This window comes from Chloroflexota bacterium, assembly GCA_014360805.1.
GTDB lineage: Bacteria > Chloroflexota > Anaerolineae > DTLA01 > DTLA01 > DTLA01.
This window is the reverse complement of record JACIWU010000091.1, coordinates 1-11,938: the sequence shown is the minus strand read 5'-3', so window position 1 is coordinate 11,938 and position 11,938 is coordinate 1. Positions and strand designations below refer to the sequence as shown.

The window sequence follows — 11,938 nt, the reverse complement described above, 5'->3', positions numbered from 1 at the left end:
GAACGAAGCCCCCTTCGGGGCTGTGGTTAGCCCGCAGGGCTTCGCCCGTTCAGCCCGATGCTTCAGCATCGGGCTGACATAGTGTGAGTACATCCATTGTTCTCTCTGCGGTCTCGGCGGTCTCGGCGGTGAGGCCCGGCGTCCCCACGCTGGCCCGGGTGAGGGATGCTGCTCCGCGCGATGGCGAGCCGAACCGGGAACTCTCGCGGGCCACAGGCCGTCTTTGACGGAGAGAAACTATCGGGAGGAGAGACATGTACCGACAGCCGCTCCCACCGGAGCCCGACCGATCCAACCGGCGGCTTCTCATCGCCGCGCTCATCGTCGGCGCTGTTGCGCTGGCGTGCGCAGCCGCGGCGCTGGTCGGCGGCCTCATGCTGTTGCGGAACCGCCAGGCAGCCGCGCCGCTTCCCACCCCTGTGCCCACCACCGCGACGCCCGCGTTCAAAACCCAGATTCGCCTGGAGCCGGAGTCGGGGGCCTTGGGCACCCCCGTCTTTGTCCGCGGGTCTGGCTGGGTGCCGGGCGAGGTAGTGGTGGTGTTCCTGCTGGCCCCCAGCGGCAACATCAACGAGAGCCTCACGGTGGCTGTGGCCGTAACCGACGAGCAGGGCGGGTTTGAGAAATCCTTCACCGTCCCGAAGGGCCCGCCCTGGGATGGCATGGCCGAACTGACCGTCCTAGCCCGATCCAACCGCACCGGCAACGAAGCGCGCGCCGCATTCCAGGTCGTCCCGCCGACGAGCACCCCCACGGCGACTACCACGCGCACCCTCACGGCGACGCCGACGCCCGGCACGCCCACGCCGACGCCTACCGTGGCCACGCCCACCCCCACGCGCACGCCGTTTGTCGCAACCGACTGGCTGGGCGAGTACTGGGCCAACCCCAACCTGTCGGGCGATCCCGCACTCCAGCGCAACGATGTCCGCGTGGACTTCGCATGGGGGACGGCAGCGCCCGATCCCGTGCTCCCTGCCGACCGCTTCTCGGCCCGATGGAGCCGCGAACTCGCCTTTGACGAGGGGGCCTACATCTTCCACGTGGCGGTGGATGACGGCGCGCGGTTGTGGGTGGACCAGCGCCTCATCATTGACGAGTGGCACGATTCGGGCCTCACCGAGTACACCGCGCCGCTGTACCTCACGGCGGGCCGGCATTTCATCCGCATGGAGTACTACGACGCGGTGGACAACGCCGTCGCCAAACTGTGGTGGACGCCGCTCACGCAATTCGCGGGATGGAAGGGCGAGTACTACGAGAACCGCGACCTGGCTGGAGCGCCGGTCCTGGTGCGCGACGAACCGCAGATAGACTTTGACTGGGGCGAGGGCGCGCCCGCCGGTCTGACCACACCCGACCGCTTCTCGGTGCGGTGGACGCGCACGCTGAGCCTGGCGGCAGGGGTATACCGGTTCCGCGCCCTGGCCGACGACGGCGTGCGCCTGTGGGTGGACGACCAACTGCTGATTGACGAGTGGCACGATTCGCTGCGCCGCGCCTATGTGGGCGAGATCACCCTTCAGGCTGGCGCCCACACGGTGCGCGTGGAATACTACGAGAACACCGGCGGGGCTGCATGCAAGGTGTGGTGGGACGTGTCGCCGCTGCCCACGGCCACCGCAACGCCCCGGCCCACGTTCACGGCGACCGCGCAACCCCTTGTTCGCAGCGGGGCGCGCTGAGGGCGCATAGGCCCGTACGGGGTGTTTATTCTCTTCGGGCGGGGCCGCGCGAAAATCAAAACGGGGACGAAGGGTTTCGTCCCCGTTCTTGTGTGGGGTGAGCGGCGGGATTCGAACCCGCGGTCTTCTGATCCACAGTCAGATGCCTTGACCGCTCGGCTACGCTCACCGTGCGCGGTGATTTTACCACAAAGCCCCGGCCCGCGCAAATTCGCAAGCCCCGAAGCCTCCCCAAGAACCCCTGACCTCACCGAACCCCTGGGGTGGAGATGGGCGGGGTAGACATGTAGGGTGCCTTTCCATAGCCGCCGAAGGCAGGGGCAGGTATGGAAACCTGCCCTATCAATCTCCACCGAAATGTACACACTACTACCCTTCGGTCCTATTGACAACAGGCGAAAACTGTGGTATACTATTGCAAACATTACAATCCTTACATTCTTTACATGTGCAAGGTGGTGCGCGGTGGATCGGTTTCTGACCACGGGAGAGGTGGCCCAGTACTGTCAGGTCTCGCCCGTAACGATTTTCCGCTGGATCAAGGAAGGGAAGTTGCCGGCGCATGCCACGCCCGGCGGGCACTATCGGGTGCGCGCCACGGACCTGCTCGCCTTCCTGGCGAAGCACTCCATCCCCGTGGACACGGAACTACGGCGCGCGGTGGCGGGCGAGAAGCGCATCCTCGTCGTGGACGATGAGCAGCCTATTGTGGAGACCGTGGTGCGCAACCTCCAGCGTCTCGGCCCGCAATTCCGCTTCGCCACGGCCTTCAACGGGTTTGAGGCCGGCCGGCAGTTGGCGCTCTTCGGGCCGGACCTCATCGTGCTGGACCTGATGATGCCCGGCGTGGATGGCCTGGAAGTTTGCCGCCAGGTGAAAGGAGATCCGTCCACCCGCCACATGAAAATCCTTGTGGTTACCGGCTACAGCAGCGCGGAGCAATTGGAAGCGGCCCGCGCGGCCGGGGCCGACGATTGTCTGCCCAAGCCGTTCTCGGGCGACGAACTCCGCGCCAGGGTGCGCAAACTGCTGGGGATTCCGGCGTCCGGCGAGGCTCCCCTATCGTAGCGCGGGCGGGGCGAATGATGGCTACAGATGGGCGACAGGCTCGGAAACTACTGGATCGGCTGGACGGCGACCTGGCCCGCGCCCACGGGTCGGCCTACGTGCTGGAGGTCGGCCTGTCTGCGCTGATGCAACTGGCGGGCGCCGAATCGGGGCTGGCCGTCGTGATCGCCCCCGAGCAGAGCGGCGGCCTGCTTTGCACATCCGAGGGCATCGGCGATGACGAAACGGGATGTTGGGCGGATGTCCTCCGCCGCACCCTGGAGCGCGACGCCGACGTCGTCTCATCGCCAGAAGTCGCGGCGCTGGCCGCCGAGAGGGGCTACTCGTTCTATCTGCCGGTTCCCTTCGTGTCCGCCGGCTGGACCATGGGCGTGGCTGTCCTTTTGAGCCGAACTCCTCTGCATCTCGCCGCTTCCCAGGCGCGTCGGATCGCCATCGCCCGCGACAAGATCGCCCCGACCCTGGAGCGCACGCGGATGCTGGAGGAACTGCAGGCGCGGGTGCTGGAGTGGAGCCTGCTCATGCGTATCGGGCAGGAGATCGCCTACAGACCCGACAGCAGCCTGCTCCCGCGCGCGGTCTCCCTGGTTGCCAGCACGTTCGGCTACGAGCAGTTGGCCTTTCTCCGCGAGCAGGAGGGCGCCCTGTGGGTAGAGGCCCTCGCGGGGAAATCGCTGGATGGGTGGAAATCGGGCCACGCCGTTGCGGTACGGGATGGTCTGCTTGGGCGCGGGTTGGGCCTGGATGCACTGGCATGGGAGAACAACCTGGCTTCGTTGCCCCACGTCCCCAGGCGGTCTCGGTCGGAGATCCTCGTGCCCGTGCGCCTCGGTTCGGAGGTGTTGGGGCTGCTGGATGTGCGCGCCTCGTCTGCGGGCGCGTTCACCCAGCGCGACCCAGGCGTGCTCAAGTCCGTCGCCGACCAACTGGCCGTCGCCCTCCAGAACCAGCGGCTGCTCTTGCAGGCCGAGAAGCGCGCCGCCTATCTGGAATCCGTGGCGCGCATCGGCCAGGAGGTGGCCGCGATCCTGCGCACGCCAGACCTGCTGCGCCAGGCGGTGGAATCGGTGGGGCGCAGGCTGGATTATGAGCGCGTGGCGGTCTTCCTGCTGGACGAGGCGGCGGCCACGGCTTCGCTGGTGGCCGAGTACGACCACGACGAGGTGCGGGCCTATGATCCGCCGGTGGTCTCGGCGGGGGCGGACGAGGAGCGGCAGGTTTCGCGGGCGGCGCGAGAGGGCCAGGCCGTGCGCCGTGAGGGGGAAGCATCAGGGGCGGAGGGGAGTTTTCCCACGCGGGCCGAACTGTGCGTGCCGATTCGCTTTCGCGGGCGCGTCGTCGGCGTGCTGGACATCGGGACGGATCGGCGGGATGTTTTCGGGCCGGATGAGGTCGGCGCACTGTCCTTGCTGGCCAACCTCATCGCCGCGACCCTGGAGAACGCGCGGCTCTACGAGCGCGAGCGGCTCACGGCATCGGAACTGGCCGAGCGCAACCTGGCTCTCGTGCGCGCGCAGGCCCGGGTCGTCCGCGCGGAGCGCCTGGCGGCCATCGGCCAGTTGGGGCTGGCCGTCAAGCACGAGATCAACAACCCCATGACGGCTATCCTGGGCAATGCGGAGTGGCTGATGGAGCAGGAGACGGGCCTGTCGGAGGAAGGCCGGCGCGCGCTCCAACTCGTGCACGACATGTCGTTGCGCGTGCGCGACATTGTGGCCCGCCTGGAAGGTGTGGACGACGTGCGCCGCCCGTATCTGGAAACGGAGATGATAGACCTGACGGGACGGAAGAAGTCCGAACCCGAAGAGCAAGATTAGGCTGCCCATAGACGAAAAGAAACCCGCCGGTCAGGGCGGGTTCCTTTCTGCCTTCGCGGCTACTCGGTGAAGCGAAACTTGATGAGCGCCCACAGAGCGGGCAGGCCGTCGCGCCAGGGCGAGAGTTTCTTCTCCTGACGCGGCGTGTACGAAATCGGCACCTCGTAGATATGGTGGCCGCGCTTGAGAATCTTCGCCGTTACCTCCGCCTCCAGGTCAAACCGATTGCACCTGATGCGGAAACTCTGCATCAGGTGCCGATCCACCAGTTTGTAGCACGTCTCCATGTCGTGGATGCGCGAGCCGTAGATGAGGTTGGTGACCCATGTCAGGAACTGGTTGCCCAGGCGGATGAAGGGCTTCTGGCCCTTGAGGGATCGCACGCCATAGACCACCTTGGCGTTTTCGGCCACCATCTTGTCCACCAGTTTGTGGTAGTCATCGGGGTCGTACTCCAGGTCGGCGTCCTGGATGATGATGGCATCGCCTTGGGCGGCGGCGATGGCGGTGCGGATGGCCGCGCCCTTGCCCTGATTCTTGGGATGGTGGATGACGCGCAGGCCGGGAATGTCTAGGCGGTCCAAAATCTCGCCCGTCCCGTCGGTGGAACCGTCGTTCACCACGATGATTTCCTTGTCCACGTCCACGGCGGCCACGCGGCGGATAAGCGCCTCTACGGTGGGGGCCTCGTTGTAGGCCGGAATCAGCACGGAAAGTTTCACGATCTACCTCCAGAGTTCGTTGGCCGGCCCATTTAGCCCCAGGTTGACCAATTTGTCAAAAAGCGGCTTGCCAGTCTGCCAATCCCACCCCCGCTGGCGGTAGAATTCGGGCAGGAGGGTGTCCATGTCGGGGACGTGGCCCTCGGTGCCGCCTTCGGGCAGCGGCTTGAGCAGGATGGGGGGCAGGCGGTCGTCGTCGCGCGTTGCGCCCAGGCGGTTGGCGATGGCGCGCTTCAGGTTGAAGACGCGCTCGCCGGTGAGCAGCAGGTCGTCGGGCGACAGGTCGCGGCCCGTTACGGCAGTGTACAGCGCCCGCCATCGGTGAGAGCCGTAGAAGGCGTTGGAGCAGGCGATGAGCGAATTGGTGAAAGCGTGGTAGTTCTGCATGCGGATGACGACGCCCACCTTGTCGGCGCTTTGGTCAAAGCGGTCGCCTGCGAAGATGCCCAGTTCGGCCTGCTCCTGGCCCAGGTCCACCATGTAGATGTCGGCGTCCATGTGGGAAGCGCCGCGGGGGCCTGTGGCATACACCAGGGCCATGCCGATGTTGGCGCGGGGGTCGTGCATGGGCACCTCCAGCCCCTTCACGTGCACGGCCCAGTCCTCCACACCGAACCGCCGGGCCAGGGCCAGCGCGCCGTCGGCCAGAAGCGCTCCAAACCCCTCCCTGCGCGCGATTCTCGGGATGAGGGCGATGGCCGGCCCCAGGTCGCCCCACTGCAAGCGCAGGCCGTCGGTGTCGCGCTCGGTGAGCACGCCCGATTCAAACATCTGGTACGCCAGAGCCAGCGTAACGCCGCAGGAGATGGTGTCCAGGCCGTGGACGTTGCACAGGTGGTTGGCCCGCGCTACCGCCTCCAGGTCGGCGCAGTCCAGCAGCGACCCGAAACTGGCGATGGTCTCGTATTCGGGGCCGTCCACGGCGGGCGTGGCCCAGGGGTCGCGGGTGGGCGCGGTCCGACGCCCGCAGCCGATGGGGCAGCGGAAGCACGACGCGCGGCGCTGGAGGATGGTCTCGCTCATGGTGGGGCCGCTGATGTCCAGCGCGTTCGGGAACACCCCGCCCATGAAGTGGCGGCTGGGCATGTCGCCGATGTCGGCCTGGAGCATGACGCCGTTGGCCGTGCCCATGAGCCGGAACACCTGGCTGGCGGGGTCTTCCTGGATGAACGCCGCGATGTCCTGCACGGCGGCGTGTAGGGCGTCCGCATCGGCCACGGGCACTTTGCCGTGGCCCAGGACGGCGATGGCCTTGAGGTTTTTGGCGCCCATGACCGCGCCCATGCCGGTGCGGCCCGCCGCCCGCCCGTGATCGTTCATGATGGCGGCGTACTTCACCCGCGACTCGCCCGCAGCGCCGATACAGGCCACGCGCGTTCGCCGGTCGCCCATCTCCTCTTTCACGACGCGCTGCGTCTCGTAGGCGTCCAGCCCCCACAGGTGCGCCGCCGGCCGCAGGGTGGCTTTGCCGTCGGCCACGGCCAGGTACGCCGGCTCGGGCGCGCGCCCCGTGATGACGATGCCGTCGTAGCCCGCGAATTTGAGTTCAGGCCCCCAGAACCCACCGGAGTTGGACTCGCCCCACAATCCGGTGAGCGGGGAGCGGGCGCAGACCACAAATCGGCCCGTGGAGGGCGCGGCGGTGCCGGTAAGGGGGCCGGTCATGAAGACCAGCGGGTTCTCGGGCCCCAGGGGATCCACGTCGGGCGTGAGGTGCTCCCACAGGTAGCAGGCGGCCAGCCCGGCCCCTCCGATGAACTGCGCCGCCCAGTCAGGGTTGATGTCCTCGTCGCGGATGTCTCCGGTGGTCAGGTTTACGCGCAGAATCTTTCCCATGTAGCCGCCCATGGCCGGCATCCTCCTTGCGGGTGGTCAGAACGTTACGGGCGTGCCGTGATACACGCACCAGAACAGGCGGACGAACTCCTCGGTCTCGGGGACGCGCGGGCTGGTGATGGTGCAGGGGTCCTGCGACGCGTTGTCCACCAGGAGCGGCAGGCCCGCCGCGAATTCCTCCTCGGCGATGCCGATCTCCTTGAGCGATCGGGGGTGGCCGATTTCCCGCACCAGTTGGTGCACGGCGTTGACCAGGGCGTCGGCGCCTTCCTTGCCCGAGGCGGTCGTGAGGCCCAGGTAGCGGGCCAACGCGGCCAGATTGTCGGGCATGCCGTTGGCGGCGAACTCCAGGGTGTAGGGCAGGCAGATGCCGATGAGTCGGCCGTGGGGCGCGTGGAACAGCCCGCCCAGGGCGTGGGCCATGCTGTGGCAAATGCCGATTTGGGCGTTGCCCAGGCCCAGGCCCGCGATGGTGGCGGCGTTGTGCATGTGCTCGCGGGCCTCTTCGTCGTGGGGGTTCTTGCACGCGCGCGGCAGGTAGGTCAGCACGAGTTCCGTGGACTTGATCATCAGGCCGTCGGTGAAATCGTTGCGCCACGCCCCGACGAAGCATTCTATGGAATGGGCCAGCACATCCATGCCGGTGTCCCGCGTGATGGCGGTCGGCAGGTTGAGGGTGAAGATGGGGTCCACGATGGCGAAATCGGCCAGGCCCTCGGGCGAGCCGAGGACGAGTTTGCGGTGGCTGGCCTCGTCGGTGAGCACCACGCCCCATCCCACATCGGCGCCGGTGCCGCTGGTGGTGGGGATGGTAACGAGGCGAACCTCTTTGCTCAGGTTCAGCGGCTCCAGGGGGCAGATTCCATCCACGGGCAGGTCGGGCCGCTCGTAGAGGACGCGGACGGTCTTGGCGGTGTCCATGGCGGAGCCGCCGCCCAGGCCGATGATGAGGTCGGGCCTCACCTGGCGGGCGACCTCGGCCCCGCGCAGGGCCAGTTCCAGCGTCGGCTCCGCAGAGACCTCGGCGAAGAGGGTGTAGGCGATGCCCGCCTGTTCCAACCTGCGGGTTACCAGGTCCACCAGCCCCAACTGCACCAGGGCGGCATCGGTGATGATGAGCGCCTGGCGCGCGGGAATCTCAACCAGGTAGTCCAGCGATTCAGGTCCAAAGATGATTTGCGGGCTGCGGAAAAACCACATACTCACCTCCACGGGACGGTTTTGGTCCCAAGCAACGCCGATACGGGCAGGGGGCGAACGCTGGGTTCGCCTCCTGCGGCTACGGCTGGCCGATGTCGGGCGCAGGTCAAGGGCACGCGCGCCGCGGGGACGCTGCGGCAATCAGGCCCACTCGGTGGGCACGAGGGCGCAGCACTTGACCAGTTCCTGGGCCGCCTTGACGTTCTTCATGATCATCGTCATGTTGCCCTTGAGTTTGAGTTTGCGCGTCATCAGGCCCTGGATCGGGTCCAACTCGGCCTTGATGACTTTCACCCAGGTGTCGTAGTTGGCACTCATGACGAACGCGGGGTTTTTCTCGGCGGGGTCGGTGATTCCCTTCGCCTCACGGCACTTGCCGTGCCACAGGTCCATGTACAGGATGGCCTGCTGGGTCAGGGGGCCACCTGGCTCTACGATGAAGTAGAAATCCCCCTCCCAGTTCTTGGCGGCCTCGGCGTAGGCCTGGCTGTTGTTGAGAGCCTCGCAGAGCGCGACTACCCATTCGTGAGATGGAAACTTCGGCATGGCGACCTCCTCATGTAAGGATTTGGGGATCGGGCGCGAAACGATAGGGGCCGCCTGGCAGCGGCCGTGGCGGGTGCAGGACTTGGGGCGCCGGCTTCGGCGGGCGCTGCGCTGTGCGCGGACGCATCATCGGCGATCCTCCTCTGCGCGGTGAATACGTGAAACATTATACAAGGCACATGCTGGGGATGTCAACTCGTCCGCGGGGCAGGTATGGGAAACTGCCCTGCGCGCGAGGAGGGATTCTCACCGCGGAGATCACCGAGAACACGGAGATTTCAGGGTGAGGCTCTGCGGTCTCCGCGCGCTCGGCGGTGAATCCAGCGTGGAAACCGGCCCTGCGGTCTATGCGTTTCGTGCTGCCGCTCATCGGCCTGACGAAAGTCCACCGACATGTATACACTATCCATCGCCTCGGCGGCGGTTTGACGCGCGGGCGGCTTCGGCCTATACTCACGTCCGGCCGCAAGGGCCAATCTGCCGCAAACGAGGAGCATCGCCGACAACGCCATGATCGCACTCCTGAAACTGCTGCTTGTCTTCGCCGCCGTCATCATCGCGCTCAACCGCCGCGCGGACGTAGGCGCAACGTTGCTGGCGGGCGCGCTGGCCCTGGGTCTGCTCATGGGGCGCGCGCCCCAGGCCCTGGCGCTGGACGCGTGGAGCGCCGCCACCAGCGCCGACACCCTCCGTCTGGTGGTCATCGTCATCCTCATCCTCACCCTCACCGAGGCGCTGAAAGCCTCCCGCTACATGGAATCCATGGTGCAGTCGCTGCTGGAACTCATCAGCGACGCGCGGGTGGTGCTGGCGATGGTGCCCGCGCTTGCCGGCCTGCTGCCCATGCCCGGCGGCGCCATGTTCTCGGCCCCCATGGTGGCCGAAGTGGGTCGCCACTTCCAGGTGGATAACAACCAGAAAGCCTTCGCCAACTACTGGTTCCGCCACATCTGGGAATACATCATGCCGCTGTATCCGGCGCTGGTGCTCTGCTCTGCGCTTCTCGCCGTCCCCCTGGGCACGTTCACGCGCAACCAATGGCCGCTGACGGTGGCGGCCGTCGCGGCGGGATGGGGGATCGTGCTGGCCCGCTTCCGCAAGAACGACAGCGACGTGCCCCACATCAACCGCCGCCGCAGCCTGGAGGCTTTGGCGCGCAGCATCTGGCCGGTGCTGCTGGTGGTCGTGGCCACGATGGCGCTGGACGTGGACTTGCTGATCACGCTGCCGGTGGTGCTCGTGGTCCTGGGGGTAGCGGCGCGGTTCTCGTGGGCGCAGATTCGCGGCGTGCTGCGGCGGGGGCTGGACTGGCACATCGCCCTGGTGCTGGTCGGGGCAATGGTCTTCAAGCAGGTTATGGGCACGACCGGCGTGGTGGAGCAGGTGTCGGAGACCCTGGCCGCGGCGGGCGTGCCGCCCATGGCGATGATCGCGACCATTCCGTTCATCGTGGGCCTGGCGACGGGCGTTACCACCGCGGCGTTCAGCATCAGCGTGCCGGTGGTGCTGCCCCTTCTGCATGTGGCGGGAAGCCTGCACCTGCCCTATGTGCTGCTGATGTACGCCGGCGGGATGACGGGGCTGATGCTGTCGCCAGTGCACCTCTGCCTGATTCTGACGCGCGACTATTTCCGGGCCGACTGGGGGCGGATGATGCGGCCGGTGTTGGTTGCGCAGGTGGTGGTGATGGCCGTGGCGGTGGCGATTGCGCTCGCGGGCTAGTAGGAGCAGGTTTCCATACCCGCCCCCTGCGGGGGCTATGGAAAGCCACCCTGCTTGACCTCACCTATCCCCACCCCAGCCCTGGTGCGGGAGGGGTTAGGTGAGGTAGACATCATTTTTCACACAAAAAGGCACAGAGATACCAGAGGACAAAGACACGGGGAAAACCCTCTGTGCCTTCGTGCCTTTGTGTGAGAATAGTATTTCACACAAAAAGCGCAGAGATTCACCCTGAACTCTCCGCGTTCTCGGTGATCTCTGCGGTGTGAATCCCCTAGATGGGGCTAGCCTTCGCCTGAAGGGTCAAGCGGCGCATGATGTGGCCGCTCTCAAAGGCCTTGCCCGTGCCCAGCGCCACGCACAACTGCGGCTCCTCGGCGACGAAGCAGGGCACGCCCGTAGCCTGGGTGAGCATGGCGTCCACCTGGCGCAGGAGCGCGCCGCCGCCCACGATGACCATGCCTCGGTCAATGATGTCGGCAGCCAGTTCGGGCGGGGTCTTCTCCAGCACGCCCTTGACCACGCCGACGATGGCCGCCAGCGGCTCCGCGATGGCCTCGGTTACCTCGCCCGAACTTACCTGGATGGTGCGAGGGAGTCCGGCAACCTGATCGCGGCCGCGCACTTCCATCACCAAATCCTCGTCCAGCGGGAGGGCGCTGCCGATTTGAATCTTGATCTCCTCGGCCGTTGCGTCGCCGACGAGGAGATTGTATTTCTTGCGGATGTATGCGGCGATGGCCTCATCCAGTTTGTTGCCGCCTACGCGCACGGAGTCGGACACGACGATGTCGTTCATGGAGATCACGGCGGCTTCCGTAGTGCCCCCGCCGATATCCACCACCATGTTGCCCGTGGGTGTGCCGGTGGGCAGACCCGCGCCCAGCGCTGCCGCCAGCGGTTCGGGGATGAGATACGCCTGCTTGCCGCCGGCCTGGAGGGCCGCATCGCGCACCGCGCGGCTTTCCACCGAGGTAACGCCCACCGGCACGCTGATCATCACCTCGGGCCGGAACAGGCGGAACCTGCCGCAGACCTTCTCAATGAAATAGCGCAACATGCTCTCGGTAACGTCAAACTCGGCGATGACGCCGTCCTTGAGCGGGCGCGCCACCTCTATGCTTTCGGGCGTGCGCCCCAACATGGTGCGGGCCTCGTTGCCCACCGCGACGATTTTGTTCTCCAGCACGGAAATCGCCACGATGGAAGGCTCGTGCAGGACGACGCCCTTGCCTCTCACGAACACTCGGATGTTGACCGTTCCGAGGTCCACTCCGATTTGCTTTTCCAGCATGTATGTACCCCTTTTGGTTTCGGTCGGGGGAATGAATGCATTGACCCG

9 protein-coding genes and 1 tRNA gene are annotated in these 11,938 nt (G+C 66.4%); 4 read left to right on the top strand and 6 right to left on the bottom strand.

Annotated elements, in window-relative coordinates; all coding sequences use genetic code 11:
* Positions 1-254 precede the first annotated feature (254 nt).
* Positions 255-1,685, top strand: coding sequence for a hypothetical protein (locus H5T65_12395; GenBank protein ID MBC7260035.1), 1,431 nt, complete (start codon positions 255-257; stop codon positions 1,683-1,685).
* Between the two features lie 93 nt (positions 1,686-1,778).
* Here H5T65_12395 and H5T65_12390 read toward each other — a convergent pair.
* Positions 1,779-1,854, bottom strand: a tRNA-His gene (locus tag H5T65_12390).
* 296 nt (positions 1,855-2,150) lie between these two features.
* Between H5T65_12390 and H5T65_12385 the strand changes: the two genes are divergently transcribed.
* Together H5T65_12385 and H5T65_12380 are read left to right on the top strand one after the other, a co-directional pair.
* Positions 2,151-2,753 carry a response regulator gene (locus H5T65_12385; GenBank protein MBC7260034.1) on the top strand — a complete coding sequence of 201 codons (603 nt, stop codon included), beginning with the start codon at positions 2,151-2,153 and terminating at the stop codon, positions 2,751-2,753.
* Between the two features lie 14 nt (positions 2,754-2,767).
* A complete protein-coding gene (locus tag H5T65_12380) occupies positions 2,768-4,570 on the top strand; it encodes a GAF domain-containing protein (GenBank protein ID MBC7260033.1) in 1,803 nt (600 codons plus the stop codon).
* Between the two features lie 59 nt (positions 4,571-4,629).
* Here the strand turns inward: H5T65_12380 and H5T65_12375 are convergent, their stop codons facing one another.
* The 4 genes from H5T65_12375 to H5T65_12360 form a co-directional block, all read right to left on the bottom strand.
* Complete coding sequence (locus tag H5T65_12375) at positions 4,630-5,292, bottom strand: glycosyltransferase family 2 protein (protein MBC7260032.1); 663 nt, start codon at positions 5,290-5,292, stop codon at positions 4,630-4,632.
* Positions 5,293-5,295: 3 nt separating this feature from the next.
* Positions 5,296-7,140 carry an aldehyde ferredoxin oxidoreductase family protein gene (locus tag H5T65_12370; protein MBC7260031.1) on the bottom strand — a complete coding sequence of 615 codons (1,845 nt, stop codon included), beginning with the start codon at positions 7,138-7,140 and terminating at the stop codon, positions 5,296-5,298.
* Between the two features lie 24 nt (positions 7,141-7,164).
* Positions 7,165-8,328, bottom strand: coding sequence for an iron-containing alcohol dehydrogenase (locus H5T65_12365; GenBank protein ID MBC7260030.1), 1,164 nt, complete (start codon positions 8,326-8,328; stop codon positions 7,165-7,167).
* Positions 8,329-8,469: 141 nt separating this feature from the next.
* Positions 8,470-8,874: an SCP2 sterol-binding domain-containing protein gene (locus H5T65_12360; protein MBC7260029.1), complete on the bottom strand. Its 405-nt coding sequence runs from the start codon at positions 8,872-8,874 to the stop codon at positions 8,470-8,472.
* A gap of 510 nt (positions 8,875-9,384) precedes the next feature.
* Between H5T65_12360 and H5T65_12355 the strand changes: the two genes are divergently transcribed.
* On the top strand, positions 9,385-10,596 hold the full coding sequence (locus tag H5T65_12355; GenBank protein MBC7260028.1) for a DUF401 family protein: 1,212 nt from the start codon (positions 9,385-9,387) through the stop codon (positions 10,594-10,596).
* 274 nt (positions 10,597-10,870) lie between these two features.
* Here H5T65_12355 and H5T65_12350 read toward each other — a convergent pair whose 3' ends face one another.
* Positions 10,871-11,890, bottom strand: coding sequence for a rod shape-determining protein (locus tag H5T65_12350; protein ID MBC7260027.1), 1,020 nt, complete (start codon positions 11,888-11,890; stop codon positions 10,871-10,873).
* Between the last annotated feature and the right edge of the window lie 48 nt (positions 11,891-11,938).